Origin of the sequence: Vibrio mytili (genome assembly GCF_000830505.1) — a bacterium.
Classification (GTDB): domain Bacteria; phylum Pseudomonadota; class Gammaproteobacteria; order Enterobacterales; family Vibrionaceae; genus Vibrio; species Vibrio mytili.
Window position 1 is genome coordinate 22281 of the sequence record NZ_JXOK01000041.1, and the last position, 21688, is coordinate 43968.

Annotated in this window: 11 protein-coding genes and 2 pseudogenes; all 13 read left to right on the forward strand. The window is 44.8% G+C overall.

The window, feature by feature from the left end; translation table 11 throughout:
• The first annotated feature begins 91 nt into the window (after positions 1-91).
• The 13 genes and pseudogenes from SU60_RS11270 (at position 92) to SU60_RS11330 (ending at position 21649) form a co-directional block, all read left to right on the forward strand.
• A complete protein-coding gene (locus SU60_RS11270) occupies positions 92-1177 on the forward strand; it encodes an AI-2E family transporter (protein ID WP_041155591.1) in 1086 nt (361 codons plus the stop codon).
• A gap of 152 nt (positions 1178-1329) precedes the next feature.
• On the forward strand, positions 1330-2355 hold the full coding sequence (gene rsmC / locus SU60_RS11275) for a 16S rRNA (guanine(1207)-N(2))-methyltransferase RsmC (protein WP_041155592.1): 1026 nt from the start codon (positions 1330-1332) through the stop codon (positions 2353-2355).
• Positions 2356-2575: 220 nt separating this feature from the next.
• A complete protein-coding gene (locus SU60_RS11280) occupies positions 2576-5962 on the forward strand; it encodes a response regulator (RefSeq protein ID WP_041155593.1) in 3387 nt (1128 codons plus the stop codon).
• Between the two features lie 1149 nt (positions 5963-7111).
• The gene (locus SU60_RS11285; RefSeq protein WP_041155594.1) at positions 7112-8794 is read left to right on the forward strand and encodes an ABC transporter substrate-binding protein; all 1683 of its coding nucleotides are present in this window, start codon (positions 7112-7114) and stop codon (positions 8792-8794) included.
• A 168-nt stretch (positions 8795-8962) separates the two neighbouring features.
• Positions 8963-9949 (forward strand): ABC transporter permease, encoded by a 987-nt coding sequence (locus SU60_RS11290; RefSeq protein ID WP_041155595.1) that lies wholly within the window; start codon positions 8963-8965, stop codon positions 9947-9949.
• A gap of 2 nt (positions 9950-9951) precedes the next feature.
• Positions 9952-10977 (forward strand): ABC transporter permease, encoded by a 1026-nt coding sequence (locus SU60_RS11295; RefSeq protein ID WP_041155596.1) that lies wholly within the window; start codon positions 9952-9954, stop codon positions 10975-10977.
• Between the two features lie 2 nt (positions 10978-10979).
• Positions 10980-11963 (forward strand): ABC transporter ATP-binding protein, encoded by a 984-nt coding sequence (locus tag SU60_RS11300; protein WP_041155597.1) that lies wholly within the window; start codon positions 10980-10982, stop codon positions 11961-11963.
• 48 nt (positions 11964-12011) lie between these two features.
• The gene (locus SU60_RS11305; RefSeq protein ID WP_041155598.1) at positions 12012-13007 is read left to right on the forward strand and encodes an ABC transporter ATP-binding protein; all 996 of its coding nucleotides are present in this window, start codon (positions 12012-12014) and stop codon (positions 13005-13007) included.
• Positions 13008-13087: 80 nt separating this feature from the next.
• A complete protein-coding gene (locus SU60_RS11310) occupies positions 13088-14833 on the forward strand; it encodes a glycoside hydrolase family 9 protein (protein ID WP_041155599.1) in 1746 nt (581 codons plus the stop codon).
• Positions 14830-15719 (forward strand): annotated as a pseudogene (locus SU60_RS11315) (glucosamine kinase nucleotide-binding domain-containing protein). The gene SU60_RS11310 and the pseudogene SU60_RS11315 overlap by 4 nt, the downstream one beginning before the upstream one ends.
• Before the next feature lie 8 nt (positions 15720-15727).
• The gene (locus tag SU60_RS11320; RefSeq protein WP_041155600.1) at positions 15728-17647 is read left to right on the forward strand and encodes a beta-N-acetylhexosaminidase; all 1920 of its coding nucleotides are present in this window, start codon (positions 15728-15730) and stop codon (positions 17645-17647) included.
• 75 nt (positions 17648-17722) lie between these two features.
• Positions 17723-20130 (forward strand): annotated as a pseudogene (locus SU60_RS11325) (glycoside hydrolase family 94 protein).
• Positions 20131-20236: 106 nt separating this feature from the next.
• Positions 20237-21649 carry a phosphoglucomutase/phosphomannomutase family protein gene (locus SU60_RS11330; protein WP_041155601.1) on the forward strand — a complete coding sequence of 471 codons (1413 nt, stop codon included), beginning with the start codon at positions 20237-20239 and terminating at the stop codon, positions 21647-21649.
• Positions 21650-21688: the final 39 nt, after the last annotated feature.

Sequence of the window (21688 nt, forward strand, 5' to 3'; positions counted from 1 at the left end):
TATTATAAAGTTATCCTCTAGAGTCAAAGCATTAACTAAAGATAACTCAATCATAAATCGCAAACGTCACCCGTAAGTTGGACTTATCGTCATGCCAAACAATGTAAAAATCACGTCGAGTCACCGTGTTTTAATGGTCGCTCTGCTCGCCGCTGCTTTTGCTTGCTATTTATTGGTCGAACCGTATATCAATTCGATCATAATGGCTTTTATCATTTCACTACTGATGTTTCCGTTACATGAGTGGTTTGAGCGGAAAATGCCTAAGCATCGTAACAGCGCTTCGCTGCTGTCTTGTATTGTATTAACCTTTATTATTGTTATCCCCCTTTTATTTGTGTTTGCCGCAATCGTTCAACAAGGTTCAGTATTTTCGCAAAACACCTACAAATGGGTTACGGGTGGTGGCATCCAAGATATTTTCCAACATCCATTAGTTATCAAAGGCTTATCCTTAGTTAATGAGTACTTACCTTTTGATACAATCGAGCCTAAATCCATCGCAGAAAAAATTGCCCAGTTTGCCACATCCTTCGGTTCAAACCTGGTTGCTATCAGCGCCAAAATTTTAGGGGATGCGACGAACTTTTTGATGGATTTCTTCTTGATGTTGTTTGTGCTGTTCTTCTTATTACGTGATCATGACAAAATCATTTTAGCACTACGTCACATATTGCCTCTGTCACGCAGCCAAGAAGACAAAATATTAGATGAAATAGAACAAGTGTCTAAATCAGCTGTGATGGGCTCATTTTTGACGGCTATCGCACAAGGTCTCGCTGGCGGCATTGGTATGTGGCTTGCAGGATTCCCTGGCCTATTTTGGGGGACCATGATGGGCTTTGCCTCGTTCATCCCCGTCGTCGGCACAGCACTAATTTGGATTCCAGCGGCGGTGTATTTGTTCTTAACCGGCGATACCACTTGGGCGCTATTCCTAACCGTGTGGAGTGTGGTCGTGGTTGGTTCGATTGACAACTTGTTACGCCCTCTTCTTATGCAAGGCAGCTCTGGAATGAACACTTTAATGATTTTCTTTTCACTGTTAGGCGGTTTGCATCTATTTGGTTTGATCGGCTTGATTTATGGTCCACTGATATTTGCGATTACGTTAGTCCTATTTAAGATCTATGAAGAAGAGTTTAAAGACTTTCTTAGCCAACAAGACAACAGCTAATTTAGTGAGTGGCGATTAATTTGCAGCCACATAGACTCAAAGTGTTGCATTCAGCATCTCAAGGTCACATGAGCATAGACACGTTATTCACTTCAAGCTTGGGTCAGATTATGCGAAAATCCGACCCTAGTTATTTCTGATGAACCAAATTTATGTCCGCTTACATTGCCCCAAGCCAAATCGCTCAGCGTCAGTTAGAGTACTTCAACGGAAAGCACGTTTTAGTGGCAGGTGAAGTAGAAGATCTCTTCCCCCTGGAACTAACCGCACACTGCAAGGCGGTTGAAGTTTTCACTTCTAACTACAGCTACTACCGTCAAATTTGTCGTTCAGACAAAGTCAAAAGTTACTTTGGTTCTGAATTTAGTGCCGAAACACAAGCAGATATGCTGCTGCTTTACTGGCCAAAAGCGAAAGCCGAAGCTGAATATCTGCTGACTATGCTTATGGCTAAACTAGGCAAAAATACCGAACTTGTCGTGGTTGGAGAAAACCGCTCTGGCGTAAAGAGCATTGAAAAAATGTTTGAGCAATACGGTCCTGTGAATAAATACGACTCCGCTCGTCGCTGTTCATTTTACTGGGGTCAATGCATCAATGAGCCACAGCCATTTAAACAAATGGACTGGTTTAAATCTTATGATGTTGCTTTAGGTGAACACTCACTCACTGTTGTGAGCTTACCGGGCGTGTTCAGTCATGGTGAATTTGATTTAGGCAGTCAATTATTGCTGGAAACATTACCGCCTTTGTCAGGCAAAGTACTCGACTTTGGTTGTGGAGCTGGTGTTTTAGGCGCATTCATGGCCCAAGCACATCCAGAGATAGACATCGAAATGTGCGACATCAACGCCTACGCGATTACCTCCAGTCAAGCAACGCTGGAAGCAAATGGCCTTAAGGGGCGTGTGTTTGCATCCGACATTTATTCCGATACAGCCAATGATTACCGTTTTATTATCAGTAACCCACCGTTCCATAGCGGACTAGAGACGAACTATAGTGCGGCAGAAACTTTACTGGGTGATGCACCAAACCACCTATCCGCAACGGGTGAGTTGATCATTGTAGCAAACAGTTTCTTAAAATATCCGCCGATTATTGAGCGAGCTTTCAATAACTGCGAGACTCTCAATAAAACCAATAAGTTCTCCATTTATCACGCTAAAAAAAGTTAGATACTCATTGCGCAGAATGACGTCATTCTGCGCAATTCTGTGCCACAACTGAGCATTTACAATAAAATTTGCGTGATTCTGCACGGTTTACAGCCAACTTTCTTGTCAAAGAAAAAAAACTCGTTAATTTTGTCATTTAACACCCTATCCGTTTTTTGACGAGTATCCCGGTAGCGGCAATCACATTGACCTACCCCCTTTATGAGTTGTAGCCATATCCATGTTTAAATTCTACAAAAAGCAGAAGTTTAAGCGCCTTCAAAGTACGTTAATGACTGCGTTTCTTGTACTGAGTATCACCCCTCTTACGATCACTGCAATTTTTTTCCTCCAATCCCATAGTAAAGATCTGCAAGAGCAAAGTACCTCTCATTTGTTATCCGTGCGAGACACGAAGAAACAACAGATCATCAACTATTTTGAGGCGAGAGAAACCGAAGTCATGGGATTTGTGCGTTCGGAATTGGCTTACGCCAGTGGAGGACGATTTTACGGCTTAGTCAATGCATTCAGCCGCTTAGGCAATGATATTCAAGAGGCACGCACCAACGCTCAGCAACGTTACATCAAAGGTAGCGGTGATCAGATAAAGACCTCGATATTGCGTGAATCGTCGAATTACGTAGGAAGTGAGCGTTATCGCCTCCTCCATAAACGTTACCATTGGGCCTACTTGGAATTACTTAAACGCTCTGACTTTAACGATATACTTTTAGTTGATATTAACGGTAACGTCACTTACTCCATTAACAAAGATGACAACTATGGTACTAATCTGCTTACGGGGATCTATAAAGATTCTGCCCTTGGGAAAACCTTCAAACGTTTAGCCCATGATGTGAATGAGCGCCGCAAAGTTAATGAAGATTATACTCCCATCATCGTCTCAGACTTCGAACTGGAAAATGGCAGACAAGTTGCGTGGCTAGGCGCTCCCATCGTTCAGCAAGGATATCTACATAGCTATGCCATGTTCCGCCTGCCAAATAATGGCATCACTAAGTTGATAGCGGGTAAGAGTCAAGAGTCCTCAGTAAATACGCTACTGGTTGGCAGTGACAAGCGGCCTAGAACCATCAACACAAAACTCGATGACATTCGAAACAGTGTGGAAGTCGTTGACAAAGCGCTTGCTGGAGAAACAAGTGTCGGTACCTACACTAATGCTCTCAATGAAACAATCATCGCGGCTTATACATCAATAAAGACACGGGGCGTGCACTGGGCATTAGTTGTTCAACTTCCAGAAAAAGAAGCTTTCTCTCGTATTCACCAACTTGAAAAGTTGTTCATTATCGCCATGATCATCGCGATTGTACTGGTGGTGATCGCTTCACATTATCTGTCTAATTTTATCACCTCACCACTGCTTAAGCTCACGTGGGCCGCAGAGAAGGTATCAGCGGGTGATCTCGACGAAACAACATTTAACACCAAGCGGAAGGATGAAATCGGGCGCCTTGCTATTAGCTTTGAGCGCATGCAACGTTCCATCAGAGAAAAAATTCAGACCATAAAACAACAAAATGAAGAGCTGGAAAGCAACATTCAGTTAATTCAAAAACAAAATGATGAATTACAACTTGCCGATAAATTAAAAGATGAATTCCTAGCAACCACATCGCATGAGCTTCGTACGCCTTTGCATGGTATGGTCGGCATTGCTGAAACCTTAGTATCGGGTGCAAATGGCGCCATTCCAGCGAGTCAAAAGTATCAGCTTGATATCATCATCAAAAGTGGTCAACGTCTTGCGAATCTCGTTGATGACCTTTTGGATTACCATAAAATGCGCTATGGCAGTATGGACATTCATAAGTCAGCGGTCAGTCTGGCCAGCGCAACAAGACTGGTTCTAGAACTATCAAGCCACCTGCTTGGAAACAAAACCATCCGTATTATTAATCAGGTTCCTGCTGATTTGAGTGCGGTGTCCGCGGATCCACAGCGTCTCGAACAAGTGCTATATAACTTAATCGGAAACGCGATTAAATACACCAGCGAAGGCAAAATTGTTATTTCTGCTAGCGTTGTTGACGATCACGTACGCGTTCAAGTCGTCGACACAGGACAAGGTATCCCATCCGAGCACCTAGAACACATATTCGAGCCGCTCATTCAAGCAGGACAAGATGAAAGCCGTTACCGCCAGGGCGCTGGTTTGGGGCTATCAATCAGCCGCCAACTCATTGAACTAATGGGAGGCTCACTATACGTTAGCAGTCAACCAATGGTCGGCACGACGTTTAGTTTCACCCTGCCACTTGCCAGTGAAGAAGAGATTGAAGCGACTCAATCCATGGCAGCGCATGGGCATTTCCAAATACCAGAAATCAACCTCGACAGCACGGATGACCTATCATTACCCGAAAACCCTGATGGCCCTTTACTCTATGTTGCTGACGATGAACCCGTAAACTTACGTGTACTCGAGAGCTTCCTACGATTAGAAGGGTATCGAGTGCGCACCATTGCTGATGGCCCTGATACTCTAGCTTTGATTGAGCAAGAAAAGCCCGAACTGTTGCTCCTCGATATCATGATGCCAGGGATGAGCGGCTATCAGGTGTGCAGTGAATTGCGTCAAACTTATGATCATGCCGAACTGCCGATCATAATGCTGACGGCTTTAAATCAAACAGAAGACCGCATTAAAGGCTTTGAAGCAGGCGCGAATGACTATTTGTCTAAACCATTTAACAAGCAAGAGTTAGCTGCCCGAATTCAAGCACATTTGACCGCTAGCAAAGCAGAAATGCGCCACATAGAAAACCAATTACTGGAATCTCAGTTACGCCAACGTGCAGAAATCGAAGCCAGCTTACTCGAAACGCAAGGGCGCTTACTTGAACAGCTTGAATCTGCACCAGAAGCCATCATTTGCTTACGTGAAGACCAACGTGTTCGCTTTGCTAATGAAGCGGCATGCAAGCTATTTAAACGCAGTTTGGAGCAACTCAAACGCTCTTCTGCCGACGAACTTATTGCCCCCAAATTCCTTACCGTCAAGCAACCCCATTACTGTGGAAAAATTGATATTTATATTGAGGATATCAGACAAAACATCGACGCCGATATTCTAAAAATGCCCGAGGGTTCAGGTCTCGACATTATGTATATTTTTAATGTCGGCGGTGGAGCCAATGCTGCGCGAATTCATAACTTGGAAACCGCAGTCGAAGTGTTATCGAGCTATGCCTTTGATGGTGATAAAGAGCAATTGCAAAAATTGAAAGAGTTGGGCGGAGAGTTCACGCGTCTAGCTGATAAAGCGCTGGGAAATAAAAAAGACAAACACGAACTACTTCGTGAGGTACTCGTAGATGTTATGACCCATGCGCTTGACTATTGGGAGTCTGTAACCGGTGAAAGTAAGTTTGCTTTTGCTGAACAAAGTGGACTATGGCGTGTTTACCTTGACCGTAGTACTTTGCAAACCCGAACACTCGATAAGTACATGCGAATAGAAACACTGCCAAAAACCCCACGCTGGCGAACAGTGTTAAGCTCCATTGAATTTATTCTAGAGCACTGCAAAGAGCACAGCCCGGAACGTGCTTACATAGAAGCGCAACGTGACAAACTTCAGCGCCTACTAACCAGTTGATAGTTTACTCGGTATAAAGATACGGCCCCATTTGCCACATGCTGCAATGGGGCTTTTTCTTGGCCACGACCAAGTGTTTACTTCTCTAATGCCAACATGCACAACGTTTTATAATCAAGTAACTTCAAGGTGCTTGTTCAGTGAGGATTTATTCGCTCTTAGGCAAGGCACTGGTTTAATGCCAATCGTAGTAAATCACTGGTCATTATAGCTTGTTAAAGTACTCGATAACTTCGTTGCCTTTCTCGTTTATAAAGTAGGTTGATTGTAGAATAACTACTTATCGAAAAATTGCGCCTTGTTCTCAAGCATTTTTCCTACGCTATTTCTGATCACTTATTTACTGTGCTTGGTATAAATACATCGTTATTTATACGTAAAAAGTTACTTCTACGAAAAAGCAGTCACTCTGCTCGCGGCAATCGCGCTATAAGGAGCGCGACACCAAGAGCATGAGCTCAGAGTCCAAGTAAAAAGCCACACATTAACGCTTTGTCTTGCTTAATGTATTACACATCATCCAAATCCAGACGTTCATTGAGCGGGATAATCTTCTATATAGTCGTCGCTAAACACAACCACAGCACTTAGTTCATAAACTAAAAAAAGGTCATTTTTTCTTTGTAAGCCGAGCGTTTTAAGCCGCTATTTTTACGATAAATTAAAAATCTAACCAACAATTGACAAAGATTGCGAAGTCAATCACAACAGAACGGCAGATTAAATTTCACCAAGTTAATTAACACAAAAAAGTCATGTGAGCCAGATCTCTTAAGTAAAACAAAAAAAGAAACCCCCTTAAAACAAAGAGGAAAAGAGTAAGCGAACACTAACAAACATAATGTGGATAGATATAAACTGCGACACATATCTATGTTAATTCAGCCCGCGAAATTGATAAAAAAATAAACAAAATGACGTTTATGACGAGAGTTAAGTTTGTTTTAACGTTTTTGACGGGAAACCTGTTTGATTATTTTCGGCTTAAGGTGTTTTCTTACTCCTGCCTAAGGTCTACAGGCCACTCTTAACGGGACTCAACACAAACGCAGAGAATCCAATATTGAGAGGTAGGCCTTGGGGAGTGTTTATCAATTGATGACATTCAATTCCATTAAGTGAAATGAAAGCAAATAGTAAGGAACAGCTATGCTTGCCAATATTAAAAAAACAGCACTAGCAACAGCAATTATTGCAACGGCTACTACCGGTTTTGCATCGGTAGCTACTGCGGCTGAACGCAGTGAACTGACTATCCACCCGAAAGAGTTTACAACTTTTGTTCGTAACTTTAACCCTTTCCTAGGTGCAACTAACCTACATACAACAACAGACTTCATCTATGAACCACTTGTTGTTTTCAACGAAATGCACGGTAACACTCCGGTATTCCGTTTAGCTGAAAACTTCAAAATGGCTGATGACCTAATGAGCGTTACTTTCGATATTCGTAAGGGCGTAAAATGGTCTGACGGCGAACCATTTACTGCCGATGACGTTGTCTACTCTTTTAACCTTGTGAAAGAGAAACCTGAACTAGACCAATCAGGTATCAACTCTTGGGTAACAGGCGTAGAGAAAGTTAACGACTACCAAGTTAAATTCAATCTAAGTGAAGCAAACTCAAACGTTCCTTACGAAATTGCTAAAGTACCAGTGGTACCTAAGCACGTATGGAGTAAAGTGAAAGATCCAGCATCATTTACTAACGAGAATCCTGTTGGTAGTGGTCCTTTTACCGAAATCGATACTTTCACACCACAACTTTACATCCAGTGTGAAAACCCAAATTACTGGGATGCAGACAACTTAGATGTTGACTGTCTGCGAGTGCCACAAATCGCAAACAACGACCAGTTCCTTGGTAAGATTGTGAATGGTGAGATGGACTGGACGTCTTCATTTGTTCCGGATATTGACCGCACTTACGCAGCAGCAAGTCCTAATCACCATTACTGGTATCCACCAGCAGGTACTCAAGCATTTGTTGTTAACTTCAAAAACCCAGATGCAGCTAAAAAAGAAGCACTGACTAACGTAGATTTCCGTCGTGCTTTCTCTATGGCACTTGACCGTCAGACGATCATCGACATTGCGTTCTACGGTGGTGGTACAGTGAATGACTTCGCTTCAGGTCTAGGCTATGCGTTTGAGTCTTGGTCTGATGAAGCCATTCATAACAAATACAAAGGTTACAATACCTACAATGTAGAAGGTGCCAAAAAGCTACTTGATAAGGCTGGCTTCAAAGATGTCAACAACGATGGCTTTGTCGATACGCCATCAGGTAAGTCTTTCGAGCTTCTTATCCAATCTCCAAATGGTTGGACTGACTTCAACAACACGGTGCAGCTAGCCGTTGAGCAGTTAGCAGAAGTAGGTATCAAAGCCCGTGCACGTACACCTGACTTCTCTGTTTACAACCAAGCAATGCTAGAAGGTACCTACGACGTTGCTTACACCAACTACTTCCACGGTGCAGATCCACACTTGTACTGGGATAGTGGCTACAACTCGAAGCTACAGTCTGGTGACGGTATGCCTCGATTCGCGATGCACTTCTACAAAAATGAGAAGCTAGATAATCTACTGAATAGCTTCTACAAAACGGCGGATAAACAAGAGCAGCTACAAATCGCTCATGGCATCCAAAAAATCATCGCGGAAAACCAAGTTACGATTCCTGTACTGTCTGGCGCATACATGTACCAATACAATACAACTCGCTTCACTGGTTGGTGGAACGAAGAAAATCCTAAGGGTCGTCCAAACATTTGGGCTGGTATCCCAGAGCGTCTACTACACGTATTGGATCTAAAACCAGTTAAATAAGTAGAAGTTCATTTCTAGCGGCATACTCCCGTATGCCGCCTATAAAAATCCCCTTATCACGAAAGCAAAAAATGGCGCTCGTCGTCAGGGGATTTTTCGCTCTAAATTTCGCTGGGAGCGACCTGAAACCAGAAACAGGAAAAAATCTGGGTGAGTAAGGTGTGAGTTATGGGTTATTTTTTAAGACGTTTGTCGTTCTATCTTGTCGCGCTCTTAGTTGCAGCGACGTTAAACTTTATTATTCCGCGAGCAATGCCAGGTGACCCCGTTACCATGATGTTTGCTAACGCAACAGTGCAAGTAACACCAGAACGAATTGCAGCTATGAAAGAGCTGTTAGGTTTCGTTGATGGTCCAATTTACATCCAGTATCTGTCCTACATTAAAAACATTCTAAGCTGGGAGTTAGGTACATCGATTCAGTTCTACCCGCTGTCAGTGAACACTTTGCTTGGTAACGCATTTGGATGGTCTCTATTCTTAGCAGGTACTGCTGTTGTCCTTTCCTTCTCTATCGCTTCTGTTCTTGGCATTTTTGCCGCATGGAAGCGCGGGAGTAAATACGATGCTTTCGTAACACCGGGCACACTGATCATTCAAGCGATTCCACAAATGGTTATCGCAATGCTAGCGCTATTTACTTTTGCGATAGGTTTGAAATGGTTCCCATCTGGCTATGCTTATACGCCAGGTGTCATCCCCGATTGGACAAGCTGGGAGTTCATCAAGAACGTTGGTTACCATGCAATATTACCTCTTTTCTGTGCAACCATCGTTCAGATTGGCGGCTTCCTAGTAAACATGCGTAACAACATGATCAACCTGTTGGCTGAAGATTACATCACGATGGCAAAAGGGAAAGGGTTGAGTGAAAACCGCGTGGTGTTCAACTACGCAGCTCGTAACGCCCTACTCCCAAGTGTTACCGCACTGTCGATGTCTTTGGGTATGGCCATTGGCGGTCAGCTTATTATCGAGATGATTTTCAACTACCCAGGATTGGGAACTGTGTTACTAAACGCAATTCACTCCCGAGATTACCAAGTACTTCAAGGTCAGCTAATTATCATGACGATGTTCATGCTGTGCTTAAACTTAATGGCTGACATGCTGTACATGATTCTAGACCCTCGCCTACGTAAGGGAGGCAAATAATCATGAAACAACTATTTAAACTTATTTTAGGTAACGCTTTTGCGCGTATAGGCCTTGGCATTGTTAGCATCTTTATCTTTGTCGCTATCGCTGCCCCTCTTCTCACTCAACATGCACCAGACAAACGTACAGGTAACCCACACGAGTACCCTGGTTTTGTCGTGAAACAAGCGCAAGCCAATCCAGATGGTTGGGTAGCAAAAAACCTCGCTGACGATCGCCGTACTCTTCTGATGTCGAAAGATGGCGACCATGTATTGGGGACGAGCCGCATGGGACGTGATATCTGGTCTCAGGTTGCTTATGGAGCGCGCGTCTCACTCGGTGTCGGCTTTGGTGCCGGTATCATTGTCTGTTTTCTTGCGACAGTCATAGGTATCTCTGCGGGTTACTTTGGCGGCAAAGTGGATGACGTGTTGAGTGCAGCAATGAACATCATGCTGGTTATCCCTCAGTATCCACTACTGTTCGTACTCGCGGCCTTTATTGGTGAGGCAGGACCACTGACGATTGCTCTAATTATTGCTGGAACTTCCTGGGCATGGGGCGCACGTGTTGTTCGCTCACAAACCATGGCACTGCGTGAAAAAGAGTTTGTAAAAGCAGCTGAAGTACTGGGTGAATCTTCATTCCGCATCATCTTCGTTGAGATTTTACCAAACCTAATTCCAATCGTAGGTGCAAGCTTCATCGGCTCGGTCATGCTCGCCATCAACACGGAAGCGGTGATTTCATTCTTAGGTTTAGGCGACGCCAACACCATCAGCTGGGGCATCATGCTGTACAACGTTCAAACCTCTTCAGCCATGCTTATCGGCGCATGGTGGGAAGTATTAGCACCTTGTATCGCACTAACGCTTTTGGTAACGGGTCTTGCGCTGCTTAACTTCGCCGTTGACGAAATAGCTAACCCACAACTTCGTTCACACAAAGGAATGAAGCGCTGGAAAAAGCTAGCAAAAAAAGACAAGAAAGAACGTGAGCCTGAATTGGCACCACAAAATGCACTATGGAGCGGAGATAAATAATCATGACTGCACCACTAATTTCTATCCGTAACCTATGCGTGGATTACATTACCGATGCGGGTGACGTCCGTGCCTGTAATAACGTTAGCTTCGACATTGCGCCAGGTGAAGTCTTTGGTCTAGCTGGTGAATCTGGCTGTGGTAAATCAACCGTCGCGTTCTCGCTAATGCGTCTGCATAAGCCGCCCGCATTCATTACTGGTGGCGAAGTGATCTTTAATGGTGAAAATATTCTAAAGTACAGCGATCAACGCATGCAGTCATTTCGCTGGAGTGAAATGTCCATGGTGTTCCAAAGTGCGATGAACGCGCTTAACCCTGTACTCACTATGGAAGAACAGTTTTGCGATGTCATCATGCGTCATACCAACATGACTCGCGCACAAGCCAAAACTCGTGCAGAAGGCTTGTTGGAGATTGTTGATATTCACCCTAGCCGTCTCAACGATTATCCGCACCAGTTTTCTGGTGGCATGCGCCAACGGCTCGTCATTGCCATCGCGTTGGCTCTCAATCCAAAAATGATCATCATGGATGAACCGACGACTGCACTCGACGTTGTCGTTCAGCGTGAAATTCTCCAAAAGATTTATGCACTTAAGGAAGAGTTTGGCTTCTCTATTTTGTTTATCACTCACGATTTGTCTTTGATGGTTGAGTTCTCGGACCGCATCGGGATTATGTATTCGGGTGAACTGATTGAAGTCGCGCCTTCTAAACAAATTTTGGAAAGTCCTTATCACCCATACACCAAAGGGTTGGGCAGCTCTTTCCCTCCACTGACTGGTCCAAAAACGAAGCTAACTGGCATTCCAGGTAACCCATTGAACTTGCTTGAGATTCCACAAGGTTGTCGCTTCCAAGCTCGCTGTGATCGAGTCCACGAAGCTTGTACAAAAGTGCCAACCCAGTTACGTCAAATTGAACCAGGCCGTTTTTCAAATTGCCATTTGTACGGCGAACCCATTGCTCAAGCCAAGGTTTAACGACCCGAGATTAAGCTAGCGAAGAACAAAATTTTACTGGAGAGAATTATGAGCAAACAACTCGGTGAGCTGCTAATTGAGGGTAAGAATGTCGTTAAAGACTTCCCACTAAACAGTAACTCTATCAAGCAGTCCAAGATGCGTGCTATCAATGACGTATCATTCAAAATGTATAAAAGTCGTGGTTTATCAGTGGTTGGTGAGTCTGGCTCAGGTAAATCTACTACTGCAAAAATGATTGCGAAAATGTATGCGCCTAGCGATGGCATCATTGAATACAAAGGACAAGATATTCAGGAAATCTCTTCGAGAAAAGACTTAATGTCTTATCGCGAAGGCGTGCAAATGGTTTGGCAAGATCCGTTTGGCTCCCTGAACCCAACACACAATATCTTTCATCATATTGCACGTCCGCTACTGATTCATAAAAAAGTGTCACCCGGCAACAAGAAAGAACTTGAAGAGCGTGTATACGAGCTGCTGGAACAAGTCGGTTTGATCCCGCCAAAAGAGACCGCGCAAAAATTCCCTCACCAACTTTCTGGTGGACAGCGTCAACGAGTCAACTTAGCACGCAATATTGCAGTCGGAGCAGAGGTCGTCTTAGCTGATGAACCCACTTCAATGCTAGACGTCTCTATTCGTGCTGGTGTTCTTAACCTCATGGAAGAGATGAAGTTCGAAAAACAGATGTCGCTACTTTACATTACCCACGATATCGCCACCGCTCGCTATATCGCTGAAGATCTCGCCGTTATGTACGTTGGACACATGGTTGAATGGGGAGATACCGAAGAGATCATCCATGCCCCTCAACATCCGTACACTCAGTTATTGGTGTCTGCAGTTCCCGATCCATCAAAATCGATTCACGAAAAGCTGAAGGGGAACAAAGGCGAAATTCCTCTTTGGACACCAGACTCTGTTGGGTGTCCATTTGCAGGACGATGTGTACACGCCACTGACAAATGTCGAGAGCAACTACCTGACGTTACCCAGCTATCAGAAAACCACTTCGTCCGTTGTTACTTATTTGAACAATAACCCTTGTGACTATCAAGGTATAACTAGGGTCAGTTTTCTACTGGCCCAACCCAAACTTTGTTATTTCGCGGAGACATTGAATGCTGCTACTCACTAATCACATTGGTTATGAACGCCTTGGCCAAAAAAAAGCAATAATCCAGACACAGCAGCCATCATTAACTGCCGTTACAGCTTCGTTGATCTGCGCAGAAAGCCAGCAAACGGTCGCAACATTGGCAGTTGAAAAAAGCGGAAGCGTTGCGCGTTGGCATCATGGTGATTTTTATCTCATCGATTTTTCTTCATTTACAACACCCGGCTATTATTACATCCAATGTAGCAATAACCGCTCATCTTGTTTTGAAATTGGCGACAACCTTCTCCTCGAACGCACACTGTCTGATGTGATCCATTATTTCAAATCACAACGTTGCAGTGGAGTATTCGATCACGCCGATCGTCATGCACCTATTTTGAATTCAGACAAAACTGTCGACGTCCATGGTGGTTGGTATGACGCGTCAGGGGATGTCAGTAAGTACCTTAGTCACCTTTCTTACGCCAATTACCTTAATCCGCAACAAATTCCGATGGTCGTCTGGAATATGCTGAAAGGATTATCTCTGTTTGAAAACAGTGATGCTATCGCGCAATTCACTCGCACCCGCCTGACTGACGAAGCTTTGTTCGGAGCAGACTTTCTCGTTCGCATGCAAAACGACAAAGGCTATTTCTATATGACCGTTTTTGACAAGTGGAGCAAGGACACGGCACAACGAGAGATTTGTGCTTACGAAACCCAACTTGGCCACAAGTTCGATGATTATCAGGCAGGTTTTCGACAAGGAGGCGGCGTGGCAATTGCTGCACTTGCTGCGGCATCGCGTTTACATTCACACGGTGAGTTCGACCAACAAACCTACCTTAATGCCGCACAAAACGGGTATTGGCACCTAAAAGAGCACAATATCCAATACCTTAATGATAGTGAAGAAAACATCATTGATGAATATTGCGCCCTACTCGCCAGTATTGAACTGTTTAAAGCGACGACAGAAGCTCGCTACTTGAACGAAAGCCGTTTGTGGGCAAAACGATTAATCGCCCGTCAAATGAGCGATGAACATGTCCAACATTATTGGACAGCAAATCGCGATGGCAGTCGCCCATATTTTCACGCGGCAGAAGCAGGACTTCCGGTTATCGCCCTGTGTGAATATTTAGGCATAGAAAAAGATCGAGAACTCGCGGAGTCGGTAAAACAAGTCATCAACCAAGCATGTGATTTCGAGCTGACTATCACGAATAAAGTCAACAATCCATTTGGCTACCCGCGTCAGTATGTCAAAGGATTACAAGAAGCAAAACGTGATGCCTTCTTCGTCGCCCACGACAATGAATCAGGTTATTGGTGGCAAGGCGAAAATGCTCGCCTAGCATCATTAGCTACCATGGCTCACCTTGCACTTCCATACATTGATTCGTCAACTCAACAGCAAAAACTAACGCACTTTGCGCAAGATGCTCTGAACTGGATCGTCGGATTAAACCCTTACGATATGTGCATGCTGGACGGACATGGCCGAAACAACCCCGATTACCTTCCTCAATTTGGGTTTTATAACGCTAAGGGTGGGATTTGTAATGGCATCACAGGTGGTTTTGAAGACGAGGAAGACACCGCCTTTAATCCACCAGCACAAAAAGAAGACATGTTGCAAAACTGGCGCTGGGGAGAGCAATGGATTCCCCACGGTGCTTGGTATCTTCTCGCGATCATGACTCAGGCTCAACGCTTTTCTCAGTCTACATTTTTTCAAGACATTAAGGAGCACACATCATGACCACCTATTTTGTCGGAATTGATGGTGGCGGAACCTCTTGCCGGGCTCGTATAAAGGACTCAAAAGGACATTGCCTTGCGAAGCCAAAAGCGGCAGTGCCAATATTATGCTAGGCGCAGAAATCGCGATGGCATCAATTTTAGAGTCTATCGCCTTAGCCGCAGCGCAAACCGGGTTAACAGAGTCAAGCTACGCGTCTATGCATGTTGGTCTCGCGTTAGCCGGGGCTGAACACAAAGCGTCATGGCAAGCTTTCATGTCATTACCCCATCCTTTTGCCAGTATGACACTCAATACAGATGCTTATGGTGCATGTGTTGGTGCACATAATGGTCAAGATGGCGCCATCATGATTGCGGGAACGGGCTCCTGCGGTATCTACCTCAAAGGGTTAGAACAGCATGTGGTTGGTGGGCGAGAGTTTCCGATTTCAGACCAAGGAGGTGGAGCTGTGATGGGCTTGCGTTTAATTCAGCAGGTTCTCCTAGCAGAAGATGGCATTCGAGACAAAACGCCGCTTTCACAACACATCATGACGCATTTCTCCAACGAAATTGACAACATTGTCGCGTGGTCTAAGAAAGCGCTCCCTCGAGACTACGGACAGTTTTCGCCAGCAATATTTCAGTATGCTCAGCAAGGCGATGTGCTCGCGATTGAAATGCTAAAACAAACCGCCGCTGACATAGAAATGTTTCTTATGGCACTCAACAAGCACGGCGCTACTCGCATTTGTTTAATGGGCAGTATCGCTGAACGAATGAAAAACTGGTTATCACCACCAGTTCAACAATGGATCGTAGAACCTCAGTTTGATGCGATTGAAGGGGCAATTATGTTCGCCGGTAAAGCGGAACATAACCTTTACTCGGTAAACCGTGGCTAGGAGTAAAGATGGAATATCGCGTTGACTTAGTCGTCTTATCAGAACAGAAACAAAATTGCAGATTTGGTCTCACTTTTCATAATTTGAGTGACCAGAATTTGTCTGACTGGCATTTAACTTTCGCTTTTGACCGCTACATTTTACCAAACAGTGTATCAAGTGGTTACATTAAGCAAATAGGCAGTTACTGCGTGCTTAAGCCAGAGTCGATGGTTTTAGCCGCAAATCAACACTTTTATTGTGAGTTCAGTATTGGTTCAAACCCATTTCGTTATTACTCAGATGGGTTCAACGAAGCGTTAGTGGACTTTATGATTGATGGCAAACTGCAACGAGCAGAGGTTGACGTAACGCCAATTGTGTTAGCCTCTCCGTACAAAGAACGCAGTAGTGTGCCGCCAAGCCAAGCTCACTCACAGCCTTTGGTACCAAAGCCGAACCATATTGAAGTAGCAGAGCACACTTTTACGCTGGGTAAGCATGTTGGTATTTCAGCACACTCCAACTTAGCTAGCTCAGCACAAGCTTGGTTGACCGAAGAGTTGCAGAGAATATATCAACTCGATCTGACCACTTCGAGCAATAGTCAGATACTCTTTCAAGCCAACCCAACACTAGATGACGCTGCTTATAGGCTCAAAGTATCGCAAGAGTCCATCAAAGTTGAAGCCGGATCGCCATCGGGATTTATTCATGCGAGCGCAACTTTATTGCAATTGATAAAACCAGGAGAACAACCCGATTCTTTCGATGTAGCTTGTTGTGCGATAGAAGATCGACCTCGCTTTCACTATCGTGGAATGATGCTCGATTGTGCCCGACATTTCCATTCCGTCGATCAGGTGAAACAATTGATCAATCACCTCGCTCACTACAAATTCAATACCTTTCATTGGCACTTAACCGATGATGAAGGTTGGCGAGTTGAAATTAAGGCCTTCCCTGAGTTAACGAATATTGGTGCTTGGCGTGGTTTAGATGAGGTCATAGAACCTCAGTACACGAATCTCTCGAAACGGTATGGGGGTTTCTACACACAAGAGCAAATCAAAGATGTCGTCGCGTTTGCCGCTCAGCGAGGCATCACGGTCATACCTGAAATTGATATCCCTGGACACTGCCGAGCCGCCATTAAATCCCTACCACATCTGTTGGTTGAAGAATCTGATACCACAGAGTATCGCAGCATCCAGCATTACAACGATAACGTCCTCAATCCTGCACTACCAGGCAGCTATGAGTTTATCGATAAAGTGTTGGAAGAAGTGGCTGAACTTTTCCCTGCACCTTATCTACATATTGGTGCAGACGAAGTTCCACACGGCGTTTGGTCCAAAAGCCCTGCATGCCAAGATTTGATGCAACAACTTGGTTATCACGATTACAAAGAGTTGCAAGGTCACTTTTTACGCCACGCGGAAGACAAACTACGCAAACTTGGAAAACGGATGTTGGGTTGGGAAGAAGCACAACACGGTGACAAAGTGAGTAAAGATACGGTGATTTATTCTTGGCTTAGTGAGGAAGCGGCATTGAACTGTGCTCGTCAAGGCTTCGATGTCGTATTGCAGCCAGCGCAAAGCACTTACTTAGACATGACACAAGATTACGCCCCAGAAGAACCTGGAGTGGACTGGACCAACCCTATTTCGTTAGAGACAGCTTACAACTACGAGCCATTAGCGGAAGTTCCGGATGATGACCCAATCAGAAAACGTATTTGGGGGATTCAGACGGCATTATGGAGCGAAATCATCAATAACCAATCACGTATGGAATACATGGTATTCCCGCGTCTTACTGCTATGGCAGAGGCATGTTGGACGGATAAACACAACCGAGACTGGACCGACTATTTATCGCGTTTGAAAGGCCACCTCCCTCTACTGGATTTACAGGGTGTGAACTACCGTCAACCGTGGAAGTAACCCAAACCAATGCTTCACTTTTTTAGAGATTAATCTTTTAGCTGTCTACGCAGCTTTGTAAAAAGGAAATACACAATGAAATACGGCTATTTCGATAATGAGAATCGTGAATACGTCATCACTCGTCCTGACGTTCCAGCACCTTGGACTAATTACTTGGGTACAGAGAAGTTCTGTACTGTTATCTCTCACAATGCTGGCGGTTACTCATTCTATAACTCTCCAGAATACAATCGTGTGACTAAGTTCCGCCCTAACGCGACGTTCGATCGTCCAGGGCATTACGTGTATCTGCGCGATGACGAGACGGGTGATTACTGGTCAATTTCATGGCAACCAGTGGCGAAAAGCCTAGATGAAGCGAGTTACGAAGTTCGTCATGGCTTGTCTTACTCTAAATTTAAGTGTGAATACAACGGTATTACCGCGACGAAAACCCTATTCGTTCCGAAAGGCGAAGATGCAGAAGTTTGGGACGTCGTGATAAAAAACACCTCTAATAAGCCACGTACCATCAGCGCATTTTCTTTTGTTGAGTTTTCGTTTAGCCATATTCAATCAGACAACCAAAACCACCAAATGTCGCTATACTCAGCGGGCACTGCGTACAACGATGGCGTGATTGAATACGATCTTTACTACAACACCAACGACTTTGAAGGTTTCTACTACCTAGCATCGACGTTCGACCCTGATTCATACGACGGTCAACGCGATAGCTTCCTCGGTCTTTATCGTGACGAAGCCAACCCTCTGGCAGTAGAGCAAGGACAATGCTTCAACACAGCACAAACCTGCTACAACCATTGCGGTTCGCTGCATAAGCAGTTCACCATCCAGCCGGGTGAAGAAGTCCGTTTTGCTTATATCCTAGGTATCGGTAAAGGTAATGGCGAGCGTCTGCGCACGAAGTACCAAAACCTTGCTGAAGTGGACAACGCATTTGCAGGCATCAAAGCTCACTGGGATGAGCGCTGTGCGAAGTTCCAAGTGAAGTCGCCAAATGAAGGGCTGGATACCATGATCAACACTTGGACGCTTTATCAAGCAGAAACTTGTGTGGTCTGGTCTCGCTTTGCCTCCTTTATTGAAGTCGGGGGACGTACGGGTCTTGGCTACCGTGATACCGCGCAAGATGCGATTTCAGTCCCTCATGCTAACCCATCCATGACGCGTAAACGTTTGGTTGATCTCCTCCGTGGCCAAGTAAAAGCGGGGTACGGTTTGCACTTGTTTGATCCAGATTGGTTTGATCCGGAAAAAGCAGACGTTAAACCGTCCAAATCACCGACGGTCGTGCCAACTCCGTCTGATGAAGACAAAATCCATGGCATTGAAGACACCTGTTCCGATGACCACCTATGGCTCGTCCCTACTATCTGCAAATACGTCGTGGAAACTGGTGAACACAGCTTCTTTGACGAAATGATCCCTTATGCGGATGGTGGTGATGCCACCGTTTACGACCACATGAAAGCTGCGCTTGATTTCTCCGCAGAATACGTCGGTCAAACCGGTATTTGTAAAGGTCTTCGTGCGGACTGGAATGACTGCTTGAACTTAGGTGGTGGTGAATCATCGATGGTGTCTTTCCTACATTTCTGGGCACTGCAAGAGTTCATTGAACTCGCCAAGTATCTAGGTAAAGACGCGACGTAGAAAAATACACCGAAATGGCGGCCAATGTTCGCGAAGCATGCGAAACTCACCTGTGGGATGAAGAAGGTGGCTGGTATATTCGCGGCTTAACCAAAGACGGCGATAAGATTGGTACAGCACAACAAAAAGAAGGCCGTGTCCACCTAGAGTCAAACACGCTCGCGGTACTTTCTGGTGCGGTTTCTCAAGAACGTGGCGAGAAAGCGATGGACGCCGTGGACGAGAACTTGTTCTCTGAGTATGGCTTGCACCTCAACTCCCCTTCGTTTGCCACGCCAAATGATGATATCGGCTTCGTGACTCGCGTCTATCAAGGCGTAAAAGAAAACGGTGCCATTTTCTCGCATCCAAACCCTTGGGCTTGGGTTGCAGAAGCAAAACTGGGGCGCGGTGATCAAGCGATGAAGTTTTACGATGCCCTAAACCCATACAATCAAAACGACATCATTGAAAAACGTATCGCAGAACCATACTCATACGTTCAATTTATTATGGGGCGAGATCATCAAGATCATGGCCGCGCCAACCACCCTTGGCTAACGGGTACATCTGGCTGGGCTTATTTTGCCGTAACGAACTTCATCCTTGGCGTTCGAACAGGCTTTGATGGCCTCACTATCGACCCATGTATTCCAACCAACTGGCCGGGATTTGAGGTCACGCGTCAGTGGCTAGGGGCAACGTACAATATCAAAGTCGTTAATCCAGACTCGGTGAGTAAGGGCGTGAAGTCTATCACTCTCAATGGATTAGCCGTCACCGGCACTTCAGTACCGGTACAAGCTGAAGGTACGGTTAACGACGTCATCGTCACGCTTGGTTAATCCACTTAAGTTAGTCTAATGCACCGACCGTTTTGGGAAGGTGCATTGGGTCTGCTAGCAATATTTTCAGGGACGATAACAAAACGCCCTTATAGAGGTTCGAATTATGATCAAATTTGGTACAGGCGGTTGGCGCGCATTTATTGGCGAAGAGTTCACCAAAGACAATGTCCGATTAGTGGCACAAGCCATTGCAAACATCACCAATGATGAGTCTGTCGCCGAGCGGGGCTTTATCATTGGTTATGACCGCCGATTTTTATCAGATAAAGCGGGACGTTGGTTTGCTGAAGTTCTTGCCGCGAACGGCATCGTAGTGAGCTTCATCGATAAGTTTGTTCCAACCCCAATCGTGATGTTTAAAGCGAAAGAAATGGGTTGTGCCTATTCAGCCTGTATCACCGCCTCTCACAACCCTGCGGATTACAACGGCATAAAAGTGTTCATCGAAGGTGGACGAGACGCAGACGAGATCATCACAGAAAAGATTGAATCACAAATATCGACCCTAAGAATTCAGGACATCAAAAGTATCGATTTTGATCAAGCCGTCGAAGACCACCTGATCGATATCATTAACCCAATGAATGAATTCGTCGACTCAATTATTGACTTCATCGATATAGAGTCAATAAAGCAAGCCAACCTGCGTGTGTTGATTGATCCAATGTTTGGTGTGGCAAAAAATGCGTTGCAAACAGTATTGATCAATGGTCGCTGTGAAGTCGATGTAATCAACGATGGTAAAAATCCAGATTTTGGTGGCTTAATGCCATCGCCAAGTGCCGCAACTCTTTACCGACTGATGCACTTGGTCGCTCAACAAGGCTATGACATCGGTATTGGCACTGACGGTGATGCCGATCGTTTAGGCATCATTGACGAAAAAGGCAACTTCATTCACCCAAACGAAGTTCTGATCTTACTCTACTATTACTTGCTCGAATACAAAGGTTGGAAAGGCTCTGTCGTACGTAATATCGCCACCACACATTTACTCGATAAAATCGCACAAGATCATGGAGAAACGTGTTTTGAAGTGCCTGTCGGATTCAAACACATTAGCTCACAAATGGAAGCCGATGATTCTTTAATTGGCGGGGAAAGCTCAGGCGGCTTGACCATTCGCGGTCACATCAAAGGTAAAGATGGCGTTTTTGCTTCCAGTCTACTCGTTGAAATGATTTCGGTAACGGGCAAAAAGATTTCAGAATTATTGGACGAAATCTACAGTAAGTATGGTTACGCCTATATGGCAGAAGGCGACTGCAAATTTAAACCAGCGCAAAAAGAACAGTTGTTCAACAAGCTATACGTTGAGAAACAGCTGCCCGAATTTGAATTTGATATCGAAAAAGTCAGTTACGAAGACGGAGCGAAAGTCTACTTCCAAAATGGCGGCTGGGTCATCGCTCGTTTCTCTGGCACTGAGCCACTTTTACGAATTTTTGCCGAGATGAAAGACAAAGACACTGCAGAACGTGTTCTTCAGCAGTTTAAAGACTTTTTGTCTTTATAACTGTCCAGAGACTTAAGCGTGTTGCTTAAGTTGTATTAA

Bases quoted from the DNA above. Each gene is read 5' to 3' on its own strand.
- SU60_RS11270 (WP_041155591.1), top strand. From the start codon at position 92: ATGCCAAACAATGTAAAAATCACGTCGAGTCACCGTGTTTTAATGGTC.
- SU60_RS11305 (WP_041155598.1), top strand. From the start codon at position 12,012: ATGAGCAAACAACTCGGTGAGCTGCTAATTGAGGGTAAGAATGTCGTT.
- SU60_RS11300 (WP_041155597.1), top strand. From the start codon at position 10,980: ATGACTGCACCACTAATTTCTATCCGTAACCTATGCGTGGATTACATT.
- rsmC (WP_041155592.1), top strand. From the start codon at position 1,330: ATGTCCGCTTACATTGCCCCAAGCCAAATCGCTCAGCGTCAGTTAGAG.
- SU60_RS11310 (WP_041155599.1), top strand. From the start codon at position 13,088: ATGCTGCTACTCACTAATCACATTGGTTATGAACGCCTTGGCCAAAAA.
- SU60_RS11285 (WP_041155594.1), top strand. From the start codon at position 7,112: ATGCTTGCCAATATTAAAAAAACAGCACTAGCAACAGCAATTATTGCA.
- SU60_RS11330 (WP_041155601.1), top strand. From the start codon at position 20,237: ATGATCAAATTTGGTACAGGCGGTTGGCGCGCATTTATTGGCGAAGAG.
- SU60_RS11320 (WP_041155600.1), top strand. From the start codon at position 15,728: ATGGAATATCGCGTTGACTTAGTCGTCTTATCAGAACAGAAACAAAAT.
- SU60_RS11295 (WP_041155596.1), top strand. From the start codon at position 9,952: ATGAAACAACTATTTAAACTTATTTTAGGTAACGCTTTTGCGCGTATA.
- SU60_RS11290 (WP_041155595.1), top strand. From the start codon at position 8,963: ATGGGTTATTTTTTAAGACGTTTGTCGTTCTATCTTGTCGCGCTCTTA.
- SU60_RS11280 (WP_041155593.1), top strand. From the start codon at position 2,576: ATGTTTAAATTCTACAAAAAGCAGAAGTTTAAGCGCCTTCAAAGTACG.